Below are 24077 nucleotides of genomic sequence, written 5' to 3'. Positions count from 1 at the left end.
CTTTTAACAAAAGATTGAGAAACAGTGTGATGCAGCATTGTATGCAATTAACTCGCATTTAACGGGTTGCCACATTTAACAGTTTCACAAATGCTAAAACCAGACCAAATTCCGGAGGGGACTCTTTACATAAAAATAAACATCTTACCTGGATTTTATAGTACCGTTTATCAGATTGGAGGACCGGGTAATGGGGCAAATTCTCTATTTTTGCGATGGCCATAAAAACTGCACATTGGAGAATCAGGAGACTACTATCAAGAATGACCCTTACGCATCGCTACGTATACCAGAATTCAGCTATTATCTCGTTATCCGTTTTGCCATGGTGTTTGCATTATCGATGCAGTTCACTATTATAGAATGGAAAGTAAATGCACTGACACATGATCCATTTGCGTTAGGCCTGATCGGGCTGGCGGAAGTGATTCCGGCAGTGCTGGTAGCTCCCTTTGCCGGACATATTGTGGACAAGCGGGAGAAACGTGGGTTATTAATCTCATGTGTAATTGCTTATATCCTTATGGGTCTGGGATTATTCCTGCTGACCTGGGACCGGACGGTAGCCGGCATTTCTACACAATGGGTATTGAACATGATCTACCTGCTGGTATTTCTGGGTGGTGTAGCAAGAGCCTTTCTGAGTCCCGCCAACTTCTCCATGATGGCGCTGATAGTACCCCGGAACCTTTATGCCAATGGCTCTACCTGGAGTAGCAGTGCCTGGCAGATAGGCGGAATGACTGGTCCTGCCCTGGGTGGTCTCTTCATCTATTTATTTGGTATTCACTGGTCTATGTTGATCGTAGTGGGTGTTTTCCTGGCTCCTTTGTATAGTATTATCAAGATCAAACCTAAACCTATTCACTATAAACCACAGGGCGAGAGCTTCTTTGATGGATTAACGAAAGGGATGCGTTTTGTGTGGAAGACCAAAGTGGTATTGAATGCCATGGCACTGGATATGTTTGCCGTATTGTTTGGTGGTGCTGTATCCATGTTGCCCATCTTTGCAACAGATGTGCTGCATGTAGGTTCGCTGGAATTCGGTTTCCTGCGGGCAGCGGTAGCTGTCGGTTCGCTGACTACCATGTTCGTGCTGGCTTACAGGCCGCTGGTCAATCAGCCGGGGCTTAAACTGCTGGCGGCCGTCTTCGGTTTCGGCCTGTGTATTATCGTATTCGGAGTGTCCACCAGTTTTGCGCTGTCCTTCCTGGCATTGCTGATCAGCGGTGTGCTGGATGGCATCAGCGTGATTATCCGTCAGACCATTCTGCAGCTCAAAACACCAGACGACATGCGCGGACGGGTAGCTGCGGTAAGCTCCATGTTCGTAGGATCATCCAACGAGCTGGGTGCCTTTGAGAGCGGTCTCGCCGCCCGTCTGATGGGATTGGTACCGTCTGTGATATTTGGCGGTTGCGTCACCCTGGGAGTGGTCATCACTACCTATATCATCTCACCCGCCATGCGTAAGCTGGACCTGAAGCCCTGACCAGCTATAGTTTTGTGATCTTTTTCAACTTTTCGAGCACATAAAACACGGCAGGACAGATCGTACTGTTCAGGTAAGTGATGTTGGGCCGCTTGATAAAATCGAAGCTATCTGTGTAGGGATAATTCTGGCAATCGCCCGGACGGGCATCGTAAATGCTGCAGTAATTATCGGCATCGAGAAAGGGACAGGGACTGAACTTCACCACATAATCACCGTCTTCATCCATACGCAGGTACTGGTCAATAAAGGCAGATTCCTTCATGCCCATGTATTTGGCGATGCGTTTGATATCGGGCATCTTAAACCGGGGGCTGATCGTTTTGCAGCAGCCGGCACATTTCAGGCAATCGATATGACTGAAAGCCTCATCATGCAGGTCTGGCAATAACTTCTCCACACCTCTTCCCCTTTTCGTCTGCAGTTTCTGCAGGAACTGCTTATTAGCCTTTTGCTGCTCCTGGGCCTTCTGTTCCCAGTTTATAAGTAAATCGTCCATTAGACTGCAAAGATAGGAATGGGATACAACACTACCACTCCCCACAATACATTACAAGCTTATGACAATTGCCGTTATTTCACCTCGTCATTTATCACCGCAATTTCTCCAACGACCGCGCTGGTTTGGCCATTGCTAAAAAACGTTATAGCTTTGCACATTCTTTTCTAACATACCTGCTTTACATCATGAATCTTTTTGATATACAACAAAATGAATTTGTAGGCCGACACATCGGGCCAAATGAAGCTGAAACCAATCATATGCTGGATACTATCGGCGTATCTTCCCTGGAAGAACTGGTAGGTAAAACAGTACCGGGAGCAATCCGTATGCAGCATCCACTGGCGGTTCCGGCAGCAATAAGTGAAAGTGATTACCTGCGCCATCTGAAAGATGTATCACTAAAGAATCATGTGTTCCGCAATTATATAGGGCAGGGTTATTACGACACGATCACTCCAAGTGTGATTTTACGTAATGTGTTTGAAAATCCGGGATGGTACACGCAGTACACTCCTTACCAGGCTGAGATTGCACAGGGTCGCCTGGAAAGCCTGCTGAACTTCCAGACCATGGTAAGCGATCTGACAGGTCTTCCTATTGCCAATGCTTCCCTGCTGGATGAAGCCAGTGCTGCTGCTGAGGCCATGGCCATGTTCTTCAGTGCACTGAATAAAGACCATGATCACCTGAGCCGTCCTAAGTTCTTTGTGGACGTTAACACCTTTCCGCAGACAATCGACGTTATCTACACCCGTGCTACACCACTGAACATCGAAGTGGTAGTTGGCCATTACAATACAGCTGCAATAGACGAAACTTTCTTCGGTGCACTGGTGCAATACCCGAACAGCATCGGCAGTGTGGAAGACTACCGCAGCTTCGTTGATAAAGTACACGCAGCTGGTGCTTACGTAGCAATGGCTACTGACCTGCTGGCGCTGACACTGCTGACGGCTCCCGGTGAACTGGGTGCAGATGCAGCGTTAGGTTCTGCTCAGCGTTTTGGTGTACCACTAGGTTTTGGCGGACCACACGCGGCATTCTTTGCTGTAAAGGATGATTTTAAACGCGCTATCCCTGGTCGTATCATCGGTGTGAGCATCGATGCACAGGGTAACCGTGCATTACGTATGGCACTGCAGACTCGCGAGCAGCATATCAAACGTGAAAAAGCGACTTCAAATATCTGTACTGCACAGGCGCTGCTGGCCAATATGGCAGCTATGTACGCTGTTTATCATGGTCCGAAAGGCCTGAAAAATATCGCTACCCGTGTGGCTATCCTGGCGAATGCACTGGCTGAAAAGCTGAGAGCAAAAGGTCTGGAACTGGCTGCTAACTTCTTCTTCGACACTATCGAAGTACGTGTGAGCAACAGCGCTGCCATCAAGCATAAAGCAGAAGCGATCGGTGTTAACTTCTTCTATCCTGAAAGCGGTCGCGTGATCATCTCTCTCGATGAAACCGTAACCATCCAGGATGTGAACGACATCCTCGGCGTCTTCGAAGCTGGTAACTTAACCAGCAACAGTGCCGAGCTGAAAGCTACCAGCATTCCTGCAGGACTGGAGAGGACCTCTCCTTACCTGCAACACCCGGTATTCAACACACATCACAGCGAGTCTGAGATGATGCGTTACCTGAAACTGCTGGAGAATAAAGACCTGTCCCTGAATACTTCCATGATATCACTGGGTAGCTGCACCATGAAACTGAATGCGGCTACAGAAATGATCCCATTAAGCTGGAACCACTGGAGCAAGATGCACCCGTTTGCACCTAAATCCCAGACCGGCGGCTATCAGCAGATCGTGGATGAACTGAGCGATTATCTGTGTAAAATAACTGCTTTTGATGCCTGCAGTCTTCAGCCTAACAGCGGCGCCCAGGGCGAGTATGCTGGTCTGCTGGTAATACGTGCATGGCATGAGAGCAGAGGTGAAGGTCACCGTAATGTGATGCTGATCCCGATCTCTGCACACGGTACCAACCCTGCATCTGCTGTAATGGCGGGCTTCAAGGTGGTAGTAGTGAAAGCACTGGAAAATGGATACATCGATGTAGCTGACCTGAAAGCGAAAGCTGCACAATATGCCGAAAACCTGGCAGGTATTATGATCACCTACCCTTCTACTTACGGTGTATACGAAGAAAGCGTAAAAGACATTTGCAATACCGTTCACGAACACGGCGGACAGGTATACATGGATGGCGCCAATATGAATGCCCAGGTAGGTCTGACCGCTCCTGGTCTGATCGGTGCTGACGTTTGTCACCTGAACCTCCACAAGACATTCGCTATTCCTCACGGTGGTGGTGGTCCTGGCATGGGCCCGATCTGCGTGGCAAAACACCTGGCTCCTTTCCTGCCAGGCCACGTAAGCCTCGACACTAAAGCACATGCTCACGCAGTATCTGCAGCGCCATATGGTTCTGCCAGCATCCTGCTGATCTCTTACGCATACATCCGCCTTTTGGGCTTTGAAGGCCTGAAAAAGGCATCCCAGTTCGCTATCCTGAATGCTAATTACATGAAGGCGCGCCTGGAAAAAGCATACGATATTCTGTACAATGGTGTGAATGGTACCTGTGCGCATGAATTCATCGTTGACCTGCGTCCATTCAAAGCTTCTGCCGGTGTAGAAGCAGAAGACGTAGCAAAGCGCCTGATGGATTACGGTTTCCACGCACCAACCCTGAGCTTCCCTGTACCGGGCACGATCATGATCGAGCCTACAGAAAGTGAAGATAAGGGTGAACTGGACCGCTTCTGCGATGCGTTGCTGGCTATCCGTGAAGAGATCGCAGCTATCGAAAACGGTACAGCTGATAAACAGCAAAACGTGCTGAAACACGCGCCACATACTCAGTTCGTAGTAACTGCCGATGAGTGGACACGTCCTTACAGCCGTCAGCAGGCAGCTTATCCGCTGGAATACGTAAAACTGAATAAATTCTGGCCTTCTATCAGCCGTGTGAACAATACTTACGGAGATCGTAACCTGATCTGTACCTGTGAGCCGGTGAGCGCTTATGCAGAAGCAGAGGCATAATAAAGGAATTGGAGCACTGAAAAAGAAAGTCCTGTAGATAATACAGGCATACAATATAAGGGGCGGTATCGAAAGATATCGCCCTTTTTTCATGTGTTTATCCCCTTTCACTGCTCCATGTCATTGATCTCCAACGCTGTTACCCCGGTAGCCGACTGAAGGCATAACTTTATTACTTTTGTATATATGTTCTATACCTATACCTGCCACCGGCGATGGAACCCCGGATGGTTTCTCCGCGTGATATTTACCCTACTGCTACCCCTGTTGCTACCAACAGCTGTTTTACGGGCCCAGCATAACAACAGATCAAATTACCAGCTGCTCTGGCGCATTGAAGGCCCGGGTATCACTTCACCCTCCTATCTTTTTGGCACCATGCACCTGACTGACGAAAGGGTATTTGAATTCAGTGATTCTGTGCTTGTTGCGTTACGTAGTGCCTCCTCTTTTGCTATGGAAGTGGATATGGATTCAATGATGGCTTATATGCTTACACCGGGAGGGCCTTTGCTCGATACCGTCAATTATATGCGCCGCCTGCTCACCGCCGAGGAGTACAGGTATGTAGACAGCCTGGTGGTGGAAAAGACAGGCACACCAATAACGCAACTATATGTGAAACGTTTATGGTTCCTGGAACAGCTGCTTTTTGATGAGGAAGAGGCCCTTAAAAAGAATGCTGGCCCCGATTCCAAACCGGAAAGTATATTCCTGGACGGATGGCTCCATCAGAAAGCAACGCTCCTTAACAAGCCAGTACATAGCCTGGAGAAGCTCGAGAATCAGTTACCACTTATGAGTGCCAACGTATCGGAAGTACAGAAAGAGGTATTCCTGCAAAATCTTGGTTATCAAAATTCCGAAAACGACGGTACGGAAGAAAAAAATGAACGCTTCAATGCGCGGGTATCTTTCCTGGACTCACTTGTTAACCTGTACTATAGCGCCGATCTTCAAAAGATATCAAATCTCGTCAATCTCTCAGAAGAACTTGCAGACATCCCCGATCTGGAGTCGCGCAACCGGGAAATGGCCGCCAATCTCTCAGGGCTGATCAGCAAAGGCAGTGTTTTCGCCGCTGTTGGTGTCGCTCATTTACCCGGCGAAAAAGGTATACTGTCGCTGCTACGTGCAAAAGGCTATACCACTGCTCCTGTAAAAGCTACTTTCACCGGAGTAGCAAAAAAAGAGCGTCAGCGGCTGGACAGTATTAACGGATTTACGCTAAACAGGATAGCGGATGGTTACAGTATCACATTCCCCGGTAATCCAATCGCATACCCGATACCAAACATAAACCGGAAAATGTATATCGGCGCCAATAACATGCAGGCAGGATTTGCATTTTGCGTAGATATCACTCAACTGGGTATGGATGACCGTGAGCTGGTGAACACCATGATCGCAAACATGGCGCAACAGGGTAATGCACAGGTACAAAAATCCTATCCCATCACCTATCGCAACATCCCTGGTACGGAAGCAGTGATGTTACAAAAAGGCATGCCGCTGTATATGCGCCTGTTTATCCGCAATAACAGGGCTTTTATATTTATGCACAGCTCCCAGGATGCAGACAGCAGTTCCAGAAAGGAGTTTTTCAAATCTGTACGTTTTTATGACGTTACACGTCCGGTAACGACATATGACACGCTGCATCGTCCGGAGTTAGGATTCTCCGCTATTATCCCCTCGGATGCCAATCATGCACAAACCGGTAACAGGGAAAAGGTTGCTCCCGTAGAAGCATATTCCGGCCTGGATGATGCCAATAACATTTCCTATGTACTGCGGATCGACAAAATGCAAAGTGACCATTATAGAGTGAACGATAAAAAACTGCTGGAAACAATACGGACACTTCTCCTCCAGGAAGACAGCACTTTACAGCTGATCGATTCGACCATGACAGAACGGGAGGGGTTACCCTTATATAGGCTGATTTACCAGCGTTCCAATGGCGTTATTTCCCGTTTACATTTTATTCCACGAGGTAACCTTGCATACAGCCTTTTATGTAACTATTACAGTGCACAAACGGACAGCAGTTACTGGCAACGTTTCCTCGATGGCTTTCATATACTTCCTTTACTGGCCCGGGCACCTACAGTGTCCTTTACACCCACAGACAGCAGCTTTACAATAACTGGTCCTGGTCAGTTTACCGGGGGGATAGATGACGATTATCGTGAATCATCACGTGTTAATATCTATTCCTATTCAGCGATTGACAGTACTTCTTATTCCATGTACATGACAGAAGTAAGAAAGTATTCACGCTACTACCACAACGAACCTGACAGCCTCCTGAAAACTTTTATACATCCTGTTGATAGCAACTTTATTATCACCAACCAAAAACAGTCTATACAGGAAGGTCTTCCGGTATATGAAACTGCAATGAAAGGACGCTATACCGGTCTACGGTGGTACAGGAAAGCGATCGTAGCCGGCCATACTATTTACCGGCTGACTGCGGTTATACCCGAAGAATTAGCAGGCAACGGATATGCACAGCAGTACCTTTCTGCCTTTCGTGCCGGCAACAGGGAGAAAGCGGATACATTCCGATTGGCACAAAAGAAGTTGCCTATGCTGTTAAAGGATCTGCAGAGCAGCGATACAGCGATATTCAACAAGGCTAATAAATATATCTTTTGGGTCGACACAGATGCAGATAGTACTGACAAACCGCTTATTCTAAGTGCGCTGACCAAACCGTTTCCTGCAGACACAGGAAGTGATAACGCAAAGGTGCGGTTATTGTCATCATTGAAGCACGTCAGTGATGACAACGTTGTCAATACAGCAGAGATACTTTTTGCAGCGACAACAGATGTAACCCAGCGTAGAAGCATCCTGCGGTTTCTAACGGGACTTTCTTCAGACTCTGCCATTCGTACATTTCTGCGCCTGGCACCTGAAATACCGGAAAACAACGAGACGGGCAGTAACATTTTCTCCTATTTATTCAGAGAAGACAGCCTGTACAAACAATATATGCCAGCGATGATTTCCACGGCGATGCGATCGAAGAGTTTCCTGGAGGCTTTTGCAGCATATACCAGTGGAGATTCAATATGGCTATCCCCACAGTTTGAACAGTATGTGCTCAGGCAATTGTTACCGGGTATTACTCAGCTGTTTGAACATCAGATAAAGAGATGGCAGGAAAGACAAGCAAGCGAGGATAGTGACTGGGCACAGGAAAGCCGGTTGCTTAGCACAGGCGAGATACTTACAATACCATCTGCACCAGTGCTGACAGCAGGAAGCTTCAGACAATTACTGGCTGATACCGTTATGTCGGTACGCGCGCTGGGAGCACGTGGATTAATCAGCCGTGGTATAGCTGTCGACGAGAAAATACTCAAGAGCATTCTTGCAGATGGCAGCACCGCATACTCTTTTATTACCACATTGGATGGAAATAAGCAGTTGTCTAAAATCCGCCATCTGCTTAGCCAGGAGTTAATAGGACGTTGTTATCTGACTGACTATTACTCCGAAGACTACGATGCATCAGCTATTGATATTGAGCAGGTCACCCGCGTAAGGGTCCAGCATGAAAAACAAGCTGCTCAATGGCTAATATTATATCGCGTTAAAACCGCAGAAGACGAGGACCCTGAATATATACTGAACGGTCCTCATCCATTAAACAGCAAAGAGCTGAATATACGTCCACATCTGATTCATTATATACCTGATGAAAGCAGGTGGAGAGACAAAAAGCAACTTGTCAAAGAAGCAGCAGAGGCGTATGAAAAGTTCCTGAAAGAATCCGAAGCATCAGCCAAAAGTTATTAAGTTTATCAGGGTGCCTCAAAGCAGTTGAGGCACCCTTTTTCTTTTGTGGATACACCAACTCCGCTCATTTTTGTGCGTTGCCACACAATTCTGTCCCCGGTCGATTGTCTTTTGTATGTAATATCAGGCGATTGACATAAAAAACTTTTTCCTGATTTACAACTCTTTAAAGCTAACTAATACTAAGTTGACTGAAATCACGTTATTATTATAAGTATTTTAATAATATTTTATATAAATTAGATATAAGAAAAACCATTATAATTATGCAGGACTACTCTTTTATGTCCACCGAAGAGATATTTCTTCTTCAGGATGCGTTAAAAAAGAACACAAAGCAGATTTACAAATTCATTGGAATTGGCCTGTTACTAGTGATAATCGCAGCCTTTGTACCTCAATTTTTTCTCAGTAAACGTCTTAGCGACGAAGAGATCAATCAGTCCTTATTTTCCTATAAGAACGCCTGGTTCTGGGTTTGGCTGATGTCTTTCGTACTGGTGCTGATCTTTGCACTGATCAAGGTAACGGACGTACGTTATTATACGATCAAAAAGGATCTTACCAAATTACAGAAAGGACAGATACAGGTGCCATTGGAAATGATCTACCAGGGGAACAATGAAATGCAGACAAGCTTCATTGTACAACAGGAAGGTGTAAAGAAAAGAAACCGACTGTTTTACTGGATGCGTGGCAGGTTGGATGACTTCAAAGCTGGTCAGCAGGTAGAGATCGTATACGGACGTTATTCCCGTGTGATCCTTGCCATCACCAAGCTTTAAATTCATCATTAACCAACCATATCTGCTGTTTATAGCAACTATCAACCTTTATTTATAACAAGGTCAATCTTCTATGAGGTTGGCCTTCTTTTTTTTACCTTTATCCTATCCGGTTCTGCTTCACATACTACTATTATGAATATTGAACAATTCAGAGAATATTGTTTGTCACTGCCAGGCGTTACGGAGGAGTTCCCCTTCGGCGAAGAGATCCTCGTATACAAGGTAAAAGGTAAGATGTTCACACTCACACATGTTGATAGTTTTGACACATTCAATCTGAAGTGTGACCCCGAAATAGCCATTGAACTGCGGGAGCGGTACGATGGTGTAACACCGGGTTATCATATGAACAAAAAACATTGGAATACGATAGACGTACATTCCAATATTCCTAACCGTTTACTGTATGAATGGATAAAAGACTCCTATGACCTCGTAGTGAAGTCATTACCCAAAAAAGACAGGGAAGGCCTGTCTGCTTAACATACGGACAAACTGTTCAGACTTAAAACAAATCATTAAATCGCTTATGAGAAAGTTGCTAATGCTGGTAATAACAGCGCTTATCCTTCACACTTCCTGCGTGAAGGGTATCAATCAGGACTCTTTATGGATGCGTGAAAACTACACCAAAAAAGAGGTGTACATCCCCATGCGTGATGGGGTGAAATTGTTCACCACCATCTACATGCCAAAAGACAAATCAGAGAAACATCCTATCCTCATGACCCGCACGCCCTATTCCTGTGCACCATACGGAGAAGATAAATTCCTACCACTCTGGAACAGCCACTACAATACCTACCTGCATGAGGGGTATATCTTCGTTACACAGGATGTGAGAGGACGTTGGATGAGTGAGGGTACATTTGTGGATGTACGTCCTTATAATCCCAATAAAAAGACTAAACAGGACATTGATGAAGCCAGCGATACATATGATACTATTGACTGGCTTGTGAAGAGCCTGGAGAACAACAATGGTAATGTAGGTGTACTAGGCATTTCCTACCCGGGCTTTTATTCTACTATGGCCGCACTGAGCGGTCACCCGGCATTAAAAGCTGTAAGCCCGCAGGCGCCGGTAACTGACTGGTTTATTGGTGATGATTTCCACCACAACGGCGCCTTCTTTATCATGGACGCCTTCGCCTTTTATACCAGCTTTGGTAAACCAAGGCGACAACCTACTACCGTAGGACCTACCAATTTTGAATACCATAATACTGACAACTACGACTTCTACCTGCATACGGGCGCTGTAAAGAACTTTACCCGTTTAATGGGCGACAGCATCGCTTTCTGGAAAGATCTCACAACACATCCTAACCTGGACAACTGGTGGAAAGCCCGTAGTGTAAGGCAATACCTCACAAACGTACAACCAGCTATGCTGGAGGTAGGTGGTTTGTTCGATGCGGAAGACTGCTTCGGCGCATGGAATACCTATAAAGCAATCGAAAAACAAAGTGGCAAAACCAATAACCGTATTGTAATGGGCCCCTGGTATCATGGGCAATGGGCCAGGACCAAAAACGGCTCCTCCCTGGGTAATATCCAGTTTGGCAGTCCCACCTCCCAATGGTACCAGGAAAACATAGAATACCCTTTCTTCAACTATTACCTGAAAGGAAAAGGTTCTGCTGATAATATTGCAGAAGCGACTGTCTTCTTTACCGGAGAAAACCAGTGGCGTAAGTTGTCACAATGGCCATTGACAAATACTCAGCAGCAATCACTGTACCTGCAGGCCAACGGTAAACTGGATTTCAGCAAACCCCTCTCTGCCGGCAGCTTTACCGGCTATGTAAGCGACCCCGCCAAACCGGTGCCATATACAGAAGACATCCATTTTGAACGCACTATCAATTATATGACCGACGACCAGCGCTTTGCTGCCAGACGTCCGGATGTAGCCACATTCGAAACATCGGTACTGACAGAAGACATTACGGTTGCAGGTCCGCTGTTGGCTAAACTGGTAGTAAGTACCAGCAGCACAGACGCGGATTTTGTTGTGAAACTGATCGATGTGTTTCCCAACGACTTTAAATATGAGCAGGATGCGCCCAGCGAACACCGTAGGGTACCTTCTATGACCTATCCGATGGGAGGCTACCAGATGCTGGTACGTGGCGAGATCATGAGGGGTAAATACCGCAACAGCTTTGAAAAACCTGAAGCATTCAAACCTAACACTCCTACTGACGTGAATTTCAGCCTGCCGGACGTGGCTCATACCTTCAAAAAAGGACATAAGATCATGGTACAGATACAAAGCAGCTGGTTCCCGCTGGTAGACAGGAATCCTCAGGTATTTACCGATATTTATACCTGTGACGACAAAGATTTCCGGAAGGCAGACATCCGCATCTACCATGATGCACAGCACGCTTCTCATATAGAGTTGCCGGTAATCAAATAGTTACTAACTTGCAGCCTATTCCCGGCGGTGTTCTGCAAGGATATTTTGTACAGTTCAATAAACCATTATATGATCAGAAAAGCCCTATTACTTGGAGTTTTAGGTGTGGCCACCCTTCCTGGCTACGCTCAAAAGAAGAAAAGGTCCAAAAAAGGAGAGGAAGTTCCGGTAGCTGTAGCGCCGGCTCCGTTATTGCAAACCAAACTGGATACCGTTAGTTATGCTATTGGTCTGGAATTTGGCAACATGCTGAAAACACAGGGTCTGGACAGCATAAAAACTGATATATTGGCCAAAGCGCTTAAAGAAGCAGTTGAAGGCAGCACACCATTGATAACAAAAGAACAAGGTAATATGAGTGTTAGCGATTATTTACAACAAATAAAAGCCGAGAAAATGCAAAAGAACAAGGCTGCCGGCGAACAATTCCTGGCGGAAAATAAAACCAAACCAGGCGTGGTAACACTGCCAAGTGGTTTACAGTACCAGGTCATCACTGAAGGTACCGGCCCAAAACCAACCATCAATGACAAGGTAAAAACACACTATCACGGTACTTTAATAGACGGTACTGTATTCGATAGCTCTGTAGAGAGAGGTCAGCCGATCTCCTTCCCGGTTAGCGGGGTTATCAAAGGTTGGACAGAAGCACTGCAGCTGATGCCGGTAGGTTCCAAATGGAAGCTGTTCATTCCTTCCGAACTGGCTTATGGCGACCGTCAGGCAGGTCCGAAAATCGGTCCTAACAGCGCGCTGGTATTTGAAGTAGAGTTGATTGCGATCGAGAAATAATTCTTGAGGAGAGATAAAGAAAAAGGCGAATGAGGAGATCATTCGCCTTTTTTATTGGTGTTATCTGAACACCCTGCCGCTTCGTTGTTCGAGCAGCATGAAATCTGCGAGTGCCATGGCTGCAACAGCTTCCAGGACTACTGGTACCCTCAATGCGATGCACAGATCGTGGCGTCCTTTTACGCTGAAGTTTTCCACTTCACCGCTTTTTATATTCAGTGTATGCTGTTCTTTAGGTGTGCTGGAGGTAGGCTTTACGGCTACCCGGAATACCAGGGGATTGCCATTTGTAATGCCCCCTACTACCCCACCTGCATTGTTGGTAGCTGTTTTACCACTTGCATCCAGGATAGCGTCATTATGCTCTATTCCCTTCATGCGGGCAGCGGCAAAACCGGCACCGAATTCAATGCCTTTGATGGCAGGAATGGAGAATACGGCGTGTGCAATGGTCGATTCCACAGAATCAAAGAAAGGCTCTCCCAAACCAATAGGTAAGCCTTCTACCACACATTCCACGATACCACCAACGGAGTCTTTGGCAGCGATAGCTGCTTCCAGTCCCTTTTCTGCATCAGGCAGGCCACCTACTTCGATCAGGGTTGCCTTTACAGAGATGTTAGGACCCAGGATCTTTTTAGCGATCACACCCGCCGCTACCAGATTTAGGGTAAGACGGCCACTAAAGTGACCACCTCCGCGATAGTCTTCAAAACCACCATACTTGTGGGTAGCTACGAAGTCCGCATGACCGGGACGAGGAAACTCACGGAGCTTCTCGTAATCGGTACTACGGGTATTGTTGTTCTCAAATAATATCGTGATAGGAGCACCGGTGGTACGGTCGTTAAACACACCGGATTTGATGTAAGGCAGATCCTCTTCCTTACGGGGTGTGGTACCTTTCGCACCTGCCTTACGCCTTTCCAGGTCGGGCAGGAAGTCCTCCTGGGTAAGCGGAATACCGGCAGGAATACCGTCAATATTCACGCCTACGCTGGCGCCGTGCGATTCTCCAAAAACGTTCACCCGGAATAATCTACCAAAGCTGTTCATGCTGTTTGAATATTTTTTTCAGCGCTGTCCAATGGATCCATCGGCCAACTCTGCTTCTGTTAATGCGTCAGGCTTGCTGATCCCTGCTTTTTTACTATACCTCCGATCTTCTCCAGATGCTCATAGAACTCAGGGTATGATTTATTAATGGCTTCTGCATCTTCAATAACCACCGGTGCATCTGCTGTCAGTGCAGCCACTGCACAGGCCATAGCAATACGATGGTCATTGTGGGATTTAACAACAGCTCCTTTAATACCTGTACCACCATGTACCAACATTTCATCGCCATGCAACTCAATGGCAATACCCATCTTGCCAAACTCTTCCTGAAGTGTTTTACCACGGTCACTTTCCTTGTGCGCCAGCCTGTTCACACCAATGATCTTTGTGGTGCCTTCGCAATTAGCTGCCAGGGCTACCAGCGGAGGAAACAGGTCGGGACAGTCTGTTGCATCAAAATCAAATGCCTGCAATTTATTCTTCTGTACGATCACTGTGAATACACCTGGCAGCAATCCGGCGCCCGCTTTTTCCAGGGCTTCCAGAATCGCTTTATCTGACTGTGCAGATTGTGTATTCAGGTGGTGTACTTCTGCCTTACCAGCTACAGCAGCTGCTACCAGCAGAAACGCAGCACCACTCCAGTCGCCTTCTACAGTGTATTCACCGGCTTTATATGCCTGGTGTTTACCAAAGTGAAATTTTTCGAATTGCTCCTCTTTCACCTGCACGCCAAACTGTTCCATCAGTTGCAGTGTCAGTGCGATATAAGGTTTGCTTTTCAGATCTTTTACGGTGATGGTCACATCTTCCGCTACCGCACCATATGCCATCAGCAAGCCGGTGAGGAACTGGGAACTCAGTGAACCATCTATGGTGATGTTCTTAGCTTTCAGCGGCCCCTGTATATTCAATGGCAGTTTCCCTTCGCGGGTCTTGCATTTAACATCCAGCTGAGGTAATACCTGTTCAAAGAAATCCATCGGGCGGGTGGTAAGACTACCATGTCCGTTGATGGTAATTGCCTGGTCTGACAGGGCTGCTATGGGTGTGAACATGCGGATACCGAGGCCGGATTCCCCACAGTTGATCTCATTATTTTCAGCGGAAGGAAATACACCTTTACTTGTTATTTCAATATGGTCCTCATTACGTTTGATAACAGCGCCCAGTTTCCCTGCTACATCAAGCGCAGCCAGACAGTCATTACTCAAACCAGGATTACGGATAATACTGGTACCATTGCTCAGCAGGGCTGCTGCAACAGCGCGTTGCATAGCACTTTTGGAAGGATTGGCGGTCACTGTACCACTGATAGCGCCGGGTGATATTGTTACTTGCATAAATTAGTTAGTTTATAGTTCATCCAGCATCTGCTTCAATGTCGTAATAGGAACAGGCTGCGTGGTAGCTTTGCCTATTTCCTCCAGCAACACAAAGTGAATCGCATCTTTCTCCCGCTTCTTGTCCAGCTTGAAGATGTTAAATACTTCTTCCTTATTGGACGTCAGCGTAACCGGCAACTGGTAATCGTTAATGAGGCGGATCAGCCTGTTGGTTTGCTCCACAGGCAATCCTTTGAGCTTTTCTGAGATCTTGGAGGCTGCTACCATACCTATAGCAACAGCTTTGCCATGCGCTATGTTCTCGATCTTCTCCACGGCATGCCCAAGCGTGTGGCCAAAATTAAGCCAGCGACGGGAACCCGTTTCAAATTCATCTTCCAGTACCACTTTGGTCTTCAGTTCTACAGAACGTTCCACCAGGTATTCCAGTACGGCCACATCGCGCTGCATGGCTTTATCCCGGTTTTCTTCCAGGTAGGTGAACAGGCTGGCATCGAGAATGCACGCATACTTGATGATCTCCGCGAAGCCGTTGTGCCATTCTTCTGCCGGCATTGTCAGCGGCAGCGAATAATCGAACAGAATGAACTCTGGCTGACGGATAGTACCCAGCATGTTCTTATGTTTACCATGGTTGATACCGTTCTTGCCACCAATAGACGCATCCACCTGTGCCAGCAAAGTAGTAGGAACAAAACCAACCGGCATACCCCGCATGTAAATGCTGGCCGCATAGCCTGTCAGATCGGTGGTCATACCGCCGCCAATGCCTATCAGCATGGTTTTACGGTCTGCCTCCAGTTCGATCAGACCATTGATGATCTGCTCGAGGACTTCACCGCTTTTGTTCTCTTCTCCATCGGGGATGACCAGCTTTCGCCAGCCTGGCAATTTATGCCCATGGTGTTTATCCACATTCTCATCCACCACCAGTACGGCCCTGGAAGGATCTGCATAATTGCCCAGCTGTAGCAGGCTTTCTCCCAGATAATATTTCGTATTACTATGCTGGAACTGGTAAGATAACGTTCTCATATTTTGTGTTAAGTCTATTTGTCTTCGTTCATCACTCTGTTCTGCCTGTTGATGGATTCCAGGTGCACGGCATCAAAATATTTCAGGATGAAATCTTTTGTCAGGCCCAGTTTCTCACCTTTAGCAATACCGCGCTGCAGAATTTCGTTCCAGCGGTTGGTCTGCAGGATGGTCACATTGTTCTCTTTCTTGTAGATACCGATCTTCTCAGCGATCTTCATACGGTTACCCAGCAGCAGCATGATTTCGTCATCGATCTGGTTGATCTGACCACGGAGTTTATCCAGCGCAGAGTTGAATTCTTTCTTATCTGTGCGCTCATGACGCCAGGTGATACCATCCAAAATTTCTGCCAGTCTTTCAGGAGTAACCTGCTGTTTAGCATCGCTCCATGCTTTATCAGGATCGATGTGTGATTCCAGCATCAGACCATCGTAATCCAGGTCAACCGCTTCCTGTGAAACTTCCTGCAGGATATCGCGGCGGCCGCTGATATGGCTAGGATCGCAGATCATTGGCAGTTCCGGCATACGGCGCTTCATTTCGATAGGCAGGTGCCACATCGGCGCGTTACGGTATTCAGTATTGCCATAGCTGGAGAATCCACGGTGGATCAGACCTATTTTGGTGATGCCGGAGTTACGTACACGCTCCACAGCACCGATCCACAGTTCGAGATCAGGATTGATCGGGTTTTTGATCAGTACAGTTGTATCCACACCTTTCAGCGCATCAGCCACTTCCTGTACAGAGAATGGGTTCACAGTAGTACGCGCTCCGATCCAGAGGATGTCCACACCATGCTGCAGCGCTTCTTCCACCTGTTTAGCAGTAGCTACTTCCACTGCCAGCGGAAGACCAGTCAGTTCCTTCGCTTTCTGTAACCATGGTAAACCGGTTACACCGATACCTTCGAAAGAACCCGGACGGGTACGTGGTTTCCAGATACCGGCACGCAGTACGTCTACTTTACCAGTTTTCGCCAGTCTCAAGGCGGTATCCAATACCTGTTCTTCGGTTTCTGCACTGCATGGACCGGAAATGATCAACGGTTTCTTGTCAGAAGCCGGATCGGAGAATTTTGTTTTTGCGAGAATCTGTTCCATCATTTGATGCTTTTCAGACCATAGACGATAGTCGTCCATAATCCAGTGATTGTTTGTTTTCTTGTTCTTGTCCGACTATCGGCTAGTGATCCATTTTCAGCTTCCTGGCAAATGAGTCACTATACGCAACCGGCCTATTTCAATATTTTCCTGATCTTATTTGACTTCTGGATCAGTTTATAAAATGTTTCGTAATCTTCTTTTTCCAGCAACTGCTTCATTTGTTGTAACTGGTGGATATGTTCATCCAGTACATCCAGCACATTATGGCGGTTATGCTTGAAGATAGGCACCCACATATCTGGTGAGCTTTTCGCCAGCCTTACGGTAGATTCAAAACCACCGCTTGCCAATTCAAATATGCGTCCCTGCTCCTTTTCTTTTTCCAGTACGGTCAGTGCCAGGGCAAAAGACGTGATATGCGAGATATGGGATACGTAGGCGGTGTGCAGGTCGTGCTCTTCGGCATTCATATATACGAGACGCATCTGCAGTTTATCCACCATATTTTCAATGACCTCCAGCGCATCTTCATCACTGTTCTTCACATCGCACAATACCATCGTCTTTTGTGTGAAGAGGTTCTTTATAGCTGCTTCCGGCCCGGAGTACTCCGTGCCGGCCATCGGGTGAGCCGCTACAAAGCGTCCCCTGTTGGGATGACCGGCAACGAGTTGTAATATCTGTTGTTTTGTAGAACCTACGTCCATGATCACATGTTCAGGTCCTGCTTTATCCAATACTGCCGGCAGGATCTGTAGCAGCGCATCTACCGGGATAGCCAGTATAATGAGCTGTGAACGTTGCATCGCATCCTGCAGGGTAGCTCCTTCGTCAATGATCTTTAGTTCCTGCGCTTTCTGCAGGTTGTCCGCGTTCTGGTCCACACCTATTATCCAGTTGGCCACACCTTTTTCTTTAAGGCTGATGGCCAGCGATCCACCTATTAATCCTGTTCCTACTATAGTTGCGATCATGACTGTTATTGCTTAAATTTTGTTTTTATCCTATCCAGCACTTCTTCAAATACTTTTTCATCCTTACACAGGCTTACCCTGATATATCCGTTGCCATTGCTACCGAAGATGCCGCCAGGGGTAATGAACACCTGTGCTCTCTGCAGGATCTCGTCTGTGATCGAGAAGCCGTCTTTTGCAGTGGCAGGGATCTTCGCCCACACGAACAACCCTACCTGGTTCTTATCGAACGTACAGTTCAGCAGCTCCAGCAACTCAAACACTTTCTTACGGCGGCCTTCATAGATGCCATTCAGTTCAGCATACCATTCAGGACCCAGTTCCAGTGCTTTTACAGCAGCCATCTGGAGGGGCTGGAACATACCGGAATCCATGTTGCTCTTGAAGCGCAGCACTTCATTGATCCATTCCTGCTTTCCTACCAGCATTCCCACACGCCAGCCGGCCATGTTGGAAGATTTGCTGAGCGAGTTCAGTTCCAGTACCACTTCCCTGGCGCCAGGCGTCTGTAACAGGCTTTGTGGTTGCTTGTTCAGGATGAAGCTGTAAGGATTATCATGACAAATTAAGATATTATGTTGTTGTGCAAAAGCCACCAGTTTACGGGCAAACTCCTCATTGAAGCGGGCACCGGTAGGCATATGCGGATAATTCACCCACATCAGTTTCACTTTGCTCAGGTCGCGTTTTGCCAATGCATCCAGGTCAGGCAGCCATCCGTTCTTTTCTTCCAGGTCATAATCTACAACGGTAGCGCCACTCAGGTTCACAGCAGAACGGTAGGTAGGATAACCCGGGTTAGGTACCAGGGCCTCATCTCCTTCCTGCAGGTAGGTCATGCAGATGTGCATGATACCTTCCTTAGAACCTATCAGCGGCAGCACTTCCTTTTCAGGATCCAGGGATACGCCATAGAAACGCTGGTACCAGTCGGCCATTGCCTTGCGGAGTGCCGGAATACCTTTATAGCCCTGGTAAGCATGGGTATCAGGTCGCTGTGCATATTCATGCAGCGCCGCGATAACGGAAGGGTGTGGAGGCAGATCCGGGCTACCAATGCCAAGATTGATCACTTTGGCCCCTGCCTTGTTCATTTCATCTATTTCCCTGAGCTTTTTGGAGAAGTAGTACTCTTCCGTTTGCTGCAGCCTTTTTGCTACCTGTAAGTTCATAATACTTTGTTTTCCGCGTCCTGATGTATGTTGTGATTAATGTGTGTTTCCTTTCTTATAAATACCCAATACCTTGATATCCTCGGTGAGCGGCTCGATCTTGCTGATGCTTTTTTCGAAGTGACTCAGGTTCTCAAATTCGAAGTCCGCATGGAAGTAATAGTTCCATTCTTTGGTAGGCATCGGAAATGACTGGATCTTACTCAGGTTGATCCCTGCCTGTGCTACCTGTGTCAGCACCTTGGCCAGGCTTCCGCGATCGTGTGAGGTCTGGAAGTATACGGATGCTTTGTTGGCGTCTGGAGTAGGTGTTACTCCGTTAGGAGAGATCACCAGGAAGCGGGTATAATTATTTTTGATGGTATGAATATTTGGTGCGATGATCTCCAGGCCATATATCTCTGCTGCCAGTTTACCAGCGATGGCTGCTGTGCTTTTCAGTTTCTTCTGCTGAACATGCTTCGCACTGAGGGCTGTGTCTTCTGTTTCTACCAGCTTCATATGCGGGTATTTCTCCAGGAATTCCGTACACTGCAGTAAAGCCATATGGTGTGAGTGCACTTCACGTATATCCTCAAGTTTTTGTCCGGGAAGCACCATCAGGTGTTGTTTGATATGAAGGTATACTTCACCGATGACATGCAGTCCTGAATTCTTTAGCAAAGTATAGTTCGGAAGGATGCTTCCGGCAATGGAATTCTCAATAGCCATTACGCCGGCATCGGCATCTTTCTGTTTAACTACCTTTTTTACAAGTTCCGGAAAGGATGCGCAACATTCGATCTCTATATTCTTACCATAGTATCCTTCCGCTGCTATCTGATGAAAACATCCTTCGAAACCCTGAATTGCGACACGCATTTTTTTTAATGTTTGTTTTTTTGGTTTGTAGTTGCTGTAGCAACTACCGTATAAAATGAAAAAGGGCCCCGGTGGAGCCGGGACCCTTTTTATTTGCAATTATGTTGGAGTGCAGTTATTACAAAAGAGTCCCGGCCTTTACGACGTAAAAGAAATAAAAGAAAAAGTAAAAGAAATAAAGGCTGAAACGCTGTAACATAAAGCTTGATATTATCAAAAAAAGAAGGCCTCCCGTCTGGGAGGCCCTTTGCTAGTTTCTTTATATTTAAGTACTACAAACGACCTCCCTATTCCTGGTACCAGAAAAAGTAGAAACCATAAAAGTAACCAAAGGTTGTTTGCTGTATCATAATTTGCTTAATTGCCTGACAAAAATACACCAGGATTTGAATTTTCCAAGCACTTTTATCAATAATTACAATCTATCTAATAAAATAGTCAATTTCTGATATTTTTTTCAGTTTCCCATCTAAACAAGCAGGCTTAACAAAAAAAACCGCCCCGTTTTGGAACGGAGCGGTCATATAAAAGCCTTTATTTGCTTACCAACGTAATTACTTTTTGGTAGAGTCAACAGCAGCTTTAGCTGAATCAACAACAGCAGCAGCAGAATCAACAGTTGCAGCAGCTGAATCAACGGTAGCAGCAGCTGAATCGATAGTCTGAGCAGCAGCAGTTGTATCTTCTGCTGGAGTTGAAGAACCACCACCGCAAGAAGCTGCAAATACACCAAGAGCTAAAGCTAAGAAACCAATTTTCAGAGCGTTTTTCATTTTGACTATGTTTTTAGGTTTTGAATATTATCTATCCTTTATACCGGGTTTGAAAAAAGGTAACCCAGATTTTTAAAAAAATTTTTTCTGCCCTCTTTTTCCCCCTTTTTTGGGTTTCCGGCAGGATATTTTCATATATAGCCACCTAACTATATATGAAATCAGTTCATTCCTGCATCCATAGGGGGACAGGCGCCGGGACTGATTTGGGATTTGGATTTTTTTTCTGCTACTTTGGGTTACCAAAGCCAATTAATAGTATTAATAAGTGAAGCATAATCAGAACATAGAAAGGGATCGGGAATTACTGCTGGGATTAACCAGGAATGACGATAGAGCGCTGGCAACCATCTATACAGAGAATTATCCTTCTATATTAAGAATGGTTTTACAGTATAATGGATCTGAAGATGATGCAAAAGATCTTTTCCAGGAAGCGATGATCATCTTGTATGAGAAAGCGCAAAAAGGAGAGTTTGATCTGTACAGCAAGCTGAAAACTTTTCTCTATGCAGTGTGCCGTCATTTGTGGTTGAAGAAATTGCAGACTGGCAACTGGCAGCTGGCCCTTCCGGACGAACTGGAAGAAGTATTACCGGCAGAAGATGCCAGTACAATAGCAGAACACGAGGAGAAAGACCAGCAGTTCAGGGTTATGAAAAAGACAATGAGCACGATGGGAGAGCCTTGTAAAACGATCCTGGAAGACTATTATATCAGGAAACTGTCTATGCAGGACATTGCTGAGAAATTCGGATATACCAACTCAGAAAATGCCAAAAATCAGAAGTACAAGTGCCTGATGCGATTGAAGAAACTATTTTTTGAACAATATAAATCTTAGGACCTGACAGGTGTAAGACCTGACAGATCTGTAAAAGCGGTTACAGGCGATGAACGACTTTACATTAATACGTGATATAGAACGCTACCTGGAGGGCGAAATGAGCGAGCAGGAAAGAACTGCTTTCGAAGCGCTGCGCCAGTCCAACCCGGCGGTCAATGAGCAGGTGCTGATGCACCAGCAGCTCATTCAGCAGCTGGACCAATACGGACAGCGGGTAGCATTTCAGGAAAAGATGGATAAGATCCATGCTTCTCTGGCTATTGATGAAGTCCTACCACCGTCGAGAACCGCGCCCCCTGCAAAGATCTTTACCATCAGCAGAAGGCTGATCACTAATATGGCGGCAGCGGCATGTATAGCCCTGGTCACCTCCCTGTCTACTATAGCGCTCATGCAAAATGCCAACAGACAGAAAACGACCGCCCAGTATGAGGATGTAAGACGTGTGCTGAACAACATCCAACGCTCTCAGAACGCCCTCATTAACGACATCAACAGTAAAAAGAAAGCACCCGCCAACCCCGGCACTTATGGTGGTACCGGATTTGCCATCTCTAATAATGGCTACGTAGTGACCAACTACCACGTAATAGCAGGTGCGGATTCTATTTATATCCAGAATACAAAGGGAGAAGCATTTAAAGCTGCCAGCGTATTTGAGGACATTTCCAGCGATCTGGCCATCCTCAAGATCACCGACAGCACCTTTAAAGGTCAGCCACTCCCCTACACCCTGAAGCCGCAACACGCACTACGTGGTGAAGCAGTCTTCACCCTGGGTTATCCACGGGATGAGATTGTTTACGGCGAAGGTTATATCAGCGCACAGACCGGTTTTAACGGCGACAGCGCTGCCTACCAGGTGTCCATCCCGGTGAATCCCGGCAACAGCGGCGCCCCACTTATGGATAGCAAAGGTGATGTAGTAGGTATCGTAACCGGCAAACAGACTACTTCCGATGGTATTGCTTTTGCAGTTAAATCAGCACATCTGAAACGCCTCCTGGAAGAAATGCCAAAGGATAAGCTGCCTAAAAAGGAATGGAACCATAAGAACAGGCTGGGAGGATTAACCCGTGTGGATCAGGTGAAGAAGCTGGAAGACTTCGTCTATATGGTGAAAGTGTATAACTAAAAGATATTTTTTCTATTGGCCTCTGCATGCAATGCGGCCACTCTGGTAACAGGGTGGCCGCTGCTTTTTATAAGATTCTTGTCTTATTTCTTCTTCCAGGCCCGGTATTTATCCGTTATCCAGTAGATAAGGTCTTCCTGCTGCATAACCCTCATCGTGTTATAATCGGGGTAATTCTGCCTCATGAACAGCATTAGCGAATCCCCTTTCAGGCTGGTTACCCGGCTCACAAACTGTGGCGTATACCGCGAATCTATATATCTCTCTTCTTCTGCTCTGGCAAAGACCTTCTTAAACTCCCGCTTTTGCTTCTCAGACCGGGAATATCTTGTAAAAGGACTGAACACGATACCTGCTCCTACAGGAGTGCTTCCCCCCGCCAGCGGCATATCCCTTTTATCCAGGATGTATCCGAACTGCTCCCTTCGCGATAGAGAGTCGACTTGGTAAGGCGTATAATGCGTACCAATTTCTACACTACGCAGCTGCTTGGCCTCCACCGTGAGGGAAATATTCCGGGTTTCCGTTCCGCTGGACTGGCTTACCACCACACTGTCAGATCTAAACCCCAGAAATGAAAATACGACCACATCTTTAGGACTGGCTGTTATCTTATAAAAACCACCTTTGTCAGAGTAGGTTCTGCGGCCTGTGCTTTTGTTGAGGATACTGGCATAAGGTAAAACTAACTTGTTATCCTTGTCCATAATAGTTCCTGTCAGTGTTACCTGCGCCTGGGCTTTCACGATCCCCAAAAGGCTGCAACAACAAAGCACCAGTAACCCTGTGATGATTCTTTTCATTGTCTGATGGATTAATCTACAGGCAATATCCTAAAAAAATAACGAAAAAATCCTCCCGGTAATGGGAGGATTTACATGATATTTAAATTTAT

Annotated in this window: 19 protein-coding genes; 9 read left to right on the top strand and 10 right to left on the bottom strand. The window is 46.5% G+C overall.

Annotated features, from left to right (window positions below):
- Nucleotides 1-235 precede the first annotated feature (235 nt).
- Nucleotides 236-1495, top strand: a complete 1260-nt coding sequence (locus tag CLV42_RS17085; protein ID WP_106603134.1) for an MFS transporter — start codon at nucleotides 236-238, stop codon at nucleotides 1493-1495.
- 4 nt (nucleotides 1496-1499) lie between these two features.
- Here the strand turns inward: CLV42_RS17085 and CLV42_RS17080 are convergent, their stop codons facing one another.
- Complete coding sequence (locus CLV42_RS17080; RefSeq protein ID WP_106603133.1) at nucleotides 1500-1994, bottom strand: YkgJ family cysteine cluster protein; 495 nt, start codon at nucleotides 1992-1994, stop codon at nucleotides 1500-1502.
- Nucleotides 1995-2182: 188 nt separating this feature from the next.
- Between CLV42_RS17080 and gcvP the strand changes: the two genes are divergently transcribed.
- The 6 genes from gcvP to CLV42_RS17050 all read left to right on the top strand — a co-directional run bounded on the left by gcvP (nucleotide 2183) and on the right by CLV42_RS17050 (nucleotide 12871).
- Nucleotides 2183-5053 carry an aminomethyl-transferring glycine dehydrogenase gene (gene gcvP / locus CLV42_RS17075; protein ID WP_106603256.1) on the top strand — a complete coding sequence of 957 codons (2871 nt, stop codon included), beginning with the start codon at nucleotides 2183-2185 and terminating at the stop codon, nucleotides 5051-5053.
- Nucleotides 5054-5239: 186 nt separating this feature from the next.
- Nucleotides 5240-8866 carry a TraB/GumN family protein gene (locus tag CLV42_RS17070; protein ID WP_106603132.1) on the top strand — a complete coding sequence of 1209 codons (3627 nt, stop codon included), beginning with the start codon at nucleotides 5240-5242 and terminating at the stop codon, nucleotides 8864-8866.
- 266 nt (nucleotides 8867-9132) lie between these two features.
- Nucleotides 9133-9651: a hypothetical protein gene (locus CLV42_RS17065; protein WP_106603131.1), complete on the top strand. Its 519-nt coding sequence runs from the start codon at nucleotides 9133-9135 to the stop codon at nucleotides 9649-9651.
- A gap of 135 nt (nucleotides 9652-9786) precedes the next feature.
- Nucleotides 9787-10137: an MmcQ/YjbR family DNA-binding protein gene (locus CLV42_RS17060; RefSeq protein ID WP_106603130.1), complete on the top strand. Its 351-nt coding sequence runs from the start codon at nucleotides 9787-9789 to the stop codon at nucleotides 10135-10137.
- A 46-nt stretch (nucleotides 10138-10183) separates the two neighbouring features.
- Nucleotides 10184-12079, top strand: coding sequence for a CocE/NonD family hydrolase (locus CLV42_RS17055; protein WP_106603129.1), 1896 nt, complete (start codon nucleotides 10184-10186; stop codon nucleotides 12077-12079).
- A 69-nt stretch (nucleotides 12080-12148) separates the two neighbouring features.
- Nucleotides 12149-12871: an FKBP-type peptidyl-prolyl cis-trans isomerase gene (locus CLV42_RS17050; protein WP_211303472.1), complete on the top strand. Its 723-nt coding sequence runs from the start codon at nucleotides 12149-12151 to the stop codon at nucleotides 12869-12871.
- A 60-nt stretch (nucleotides 12872-12931) separates the two neighbouring features.
- Here CLV42_RS17050 and CLV42_RS17045 read toward each other — a convergent pair whose 3' ends face one another.
- The 8 genes from CLV42_RS17045 to CLV42_RS17010 form a co-directional block, all read right to left on the bottom strand.
- Complete coding sequence (locus tag CLV42_RS17045; protein WP_106603128.1) at nucleotides 12932-13927, bottom strand: chorismate synthase; 996 nt, start codon at nucleotides 13925-13927, stop codon at nucleotides 12932-12934.
- Between the two features lie 59 nt (nucleotides 13928-13986).
- Nucleotides 13987-15273, bottom strand: a complete 1287-nt coding sequence (gene aroA, locus CLV42_RS17040; RefSeq protein ID WP_106603127.1) for a 3-phosphoshikimate 1-carboxyvinyltransferase — start codon at nucleotides 15271-15273, stop codon at nucleotides 13987-13989.
- A 12-nt stretch (nucleotides 15274-15285) separates the two neighbouring features.
- On the bottom strand, nucleotides 15286-16311 hold the full coding sequence (gene aroB, locus CLV42_RS17035) for a 3-dehydroquinate synthase (protein ID WP_106603126.1): 1026 nt from the start codon (nucleotides 16309-16311) through the stop codon (nucleotides 15286-15288).
- Between the two features lie 14 nt (nucleotides 16312-16325).
- Nucleotides 16326-17417, bottom strand: a complete 1092-nt coding sequence (locus CLV42_RS17030; protein WP_106603125.1) for a chorismate mutase — start codon at nucleotides 17415-17417, stop codon at nucleotides 16326-16328.
- 134 nt (nucleotides 17418-17551) lie between these two features.
- The gene (locus CLV42_RS17025; RefSeq protein ID WP_106603124.1) at nucleotides 17552-18394 is read right to left on the bottom strand and encodes a prephenate dehydrogenase; all 843 of its coding nucleotides are present in this window, start codon (nucleotides 18392-18394) and stop codon (nucleotides 17552-17554) included.
- A gap of 5 nt (nucleotides 18395-18399) precedes the next feature.
- Nucleotides 18400-19566 carry a pyridoxal phosphate-dependent aminotransferase gene (locus CLV42_RS17020; protein WP_106603123.1) on the bottom strand — a complete coding sequence of 389 codons (1167 nt, stop codon included), beginning with the start codon at nucleotides 19564-19566 and terminating at the stop codon, nucleotides 18400-18402.
- Nucleotides 19567-19602: 36 nt separating this feature from the next.
- The gene (locus CLV42_RS17015; protein ID WP_106603122.1) at nucleotides 19603-20427 is read right to left on the bottom strand and encodes a prephenate dehydratase; all 825 of its coding nucleotides are present in this window, start codon (nucleotides 20425-20427) and stop codon (nucleotides 19603-19605) included.
- 554 nt (nucleotides 20428-20981) lie between these two features.
- Nucleotides 20982-21200: a hypothetical protein gene (locus tag CLV42_RS17010; RefSeq protein ID WP_106603121.1), complete on the bottom strand. Its 219-nt coding sequence runs from the start codon at nucleotides 21198-21200 to the stop codon at nucleotides 20982-20984.
- 268 nt (nucleotides 21201-21468) lie between these two features.
- On the opposite strand from CLV42_RS17010, the gene CLV42_RS17005 reads away from it, so the two are divergent.
- Both CLV42_RS17005 and CLV42_RS17000 read left to right on the top strand, forming a co-directional pair.
- Nucleotides 21469-22044, top strand: coding sequence for an RNA polymerase sigma factor (locus tag CLV42_RS17005; protein WP_106603120.1), 576 nt, complete (start codon nucleotides 21469-21471; stop codon nucleotides 22042-22044).
- A gap of 49 nt (nucleotides 22045-22093) precedes the next feature.
- Nucleotides 22094-23182: a S1C family serine protease gene (locus CLV42_RS17000; protein ID WP_106603119.1), complete on the top strand. Its 1089-nt coding sequence runs from the start codon at nucleotides 22094-22096 to the stop codon at nucleotides 23180-23182.
- A gap of 83 nt (nucleotides 23183-23265) precedes the next feature.
- Here CLV42_RS17000 and CLV42_RS16995 read toward each other — a convergent pair whose 3' ends face one another.
- Nucleotides 23266-23985 (bottom strand): carboxypeptidase-like regulatory domain-containing protein, encoded by a 720-nt coding sequence (locus CLV42_RS16995; protein ID WP_106603118.1) that lies wholly within the window; start codon nucleotides 23983-23985, stop codon nucleotides 23266-23268.
- Nucleotides 23986-24077 lie beyond the last annotated feature (92 nt).

Origin of the sequence: Chitinophaga ginsengisoli (assembly GCF_003014595.1) — a bacterium.
Taxonomy (GTDB): Bacteria; Bacteroidota; Bacteroidia; order Chitinophagales; family Chitinophagaceae; genus Chitinophaga; species Chitinophaga ginsengisoli.
Note: the sequence above shows the minus strand (reverse complement) of the source record. Positions and strands in the feature narration are given on the sequence as shown.

Coding starts and splice junctions, on each gene's coding strand:
- CLV42_RS17025 (WP_106603124.1), bottom strand. CDS start 18,394: ATGATCGCAACTATAGTAGGAACAGGATTAATAGGTGGATCGCTGGCC.
- CLV42_RS17045 (WP_106603128.1), bottom strand. CDS start 13,927: ATGAACAGCTTTGGTAGATTATTCCGGGTGAACGTTTTTGGAGAATCG.
- CLV42_RS16995 (WP_106603118.1), bottom strand. CDS start 23,985: ATGAAAAGAATCATCACAGGGTTACTGGTGCTTTGTTGTTGCAGCCTT.
- CLV42_RS17065 (WP_106603131.1), top strand. CDS start 9,133: ATGCAGGACTACTCTTTTATGTCCACCGAAGAGATATTTCTTCTTCAG.
- CLV42_RS17020 (WP_106603123.1), bottom strand. CDS start 19,566: ATGAACTTACAGGTAGCAAAAAGGCTGCAGCAAACGGAAGAGTACTAC.
- CLV42_RS17000 (WP_106603119.1), top strand. CDS start 22,094: ATGAACGACTTTACATTAATACGTGATATAGAACGCTACCTGGAGGGC.
- CLV42_RS17055 (WP_106603129.1), top strand. CDS start 10,184: ATGAGAAAGTTGCTAATGCTGGTAATAACAGCGCTTATCCTTCACACT.
- aroA (WP_106603127.1), bottom strand. CDS start 15,273: ATGCAAGTAACAATATCACCCGGCGCTATCAGTGGTACAGTGACCGCC.
- gcvP (WP_106603256.1), top strand. CDS start 2,183: ATGAATCTTTTTGATATACAACAAAATGAATTTGTAGGCCGACACATC.
- CLV42_RS17050 (WP_211303472.1), top strand. CDS start 12,149: ATGATCAGAAAAGCCCTATTACTTGGAGTTTTAGGTGTGGCCACCCTT.
- CLV42_RS17015 (WP_106603122.1), bottom strand. CDS start 20,427: ATGCGTGTCGCAATTCAGGGTTTCGAAGGATGTTTTCATCAGATAGCA.
- CLV42_RS17060 (WP_106603130.1), top strand. CDS start 9,787: ATGAATATTGAACAATTCAGAGAATATTGTTTGTCACTGCCAGGCGTT.
- CLV42_RS17030 (WP_106603125.1), bottom strand. CDS start 17,417: ATGGAACAGATTCTCGCAAAAACAAAATTCTCCGATCCGGCTTCTGAC.
- CLV42_RS17070 (WP_106603132.1), top strand. CDS start 5,240: ATGTTCTATACCTATACCTGCCACCGGCGATGGAACCCCGGATGGTTT.
- aroB (WP_106603126.1), bottom strand. CDS start 16,311: ATGAGAACGTTATCTTACCAGTTCCAGCATAGTAATACGAAATATTAT.
- CLV42_RS17080 (WP_106603133.1), bottom strand. CDS start 1,994: ATGGACGATTTACTTATAAACTGGGAACAGAAGGCCCAGGAGCAGCAA.
- CLV42_RS17010 (WP_106603121.1), bottom strand. CDS start 21,200: ATGAAAAACGCTCTGAAAATTGGTTTCTTAGCTTTAGCTCTTGGTGTA.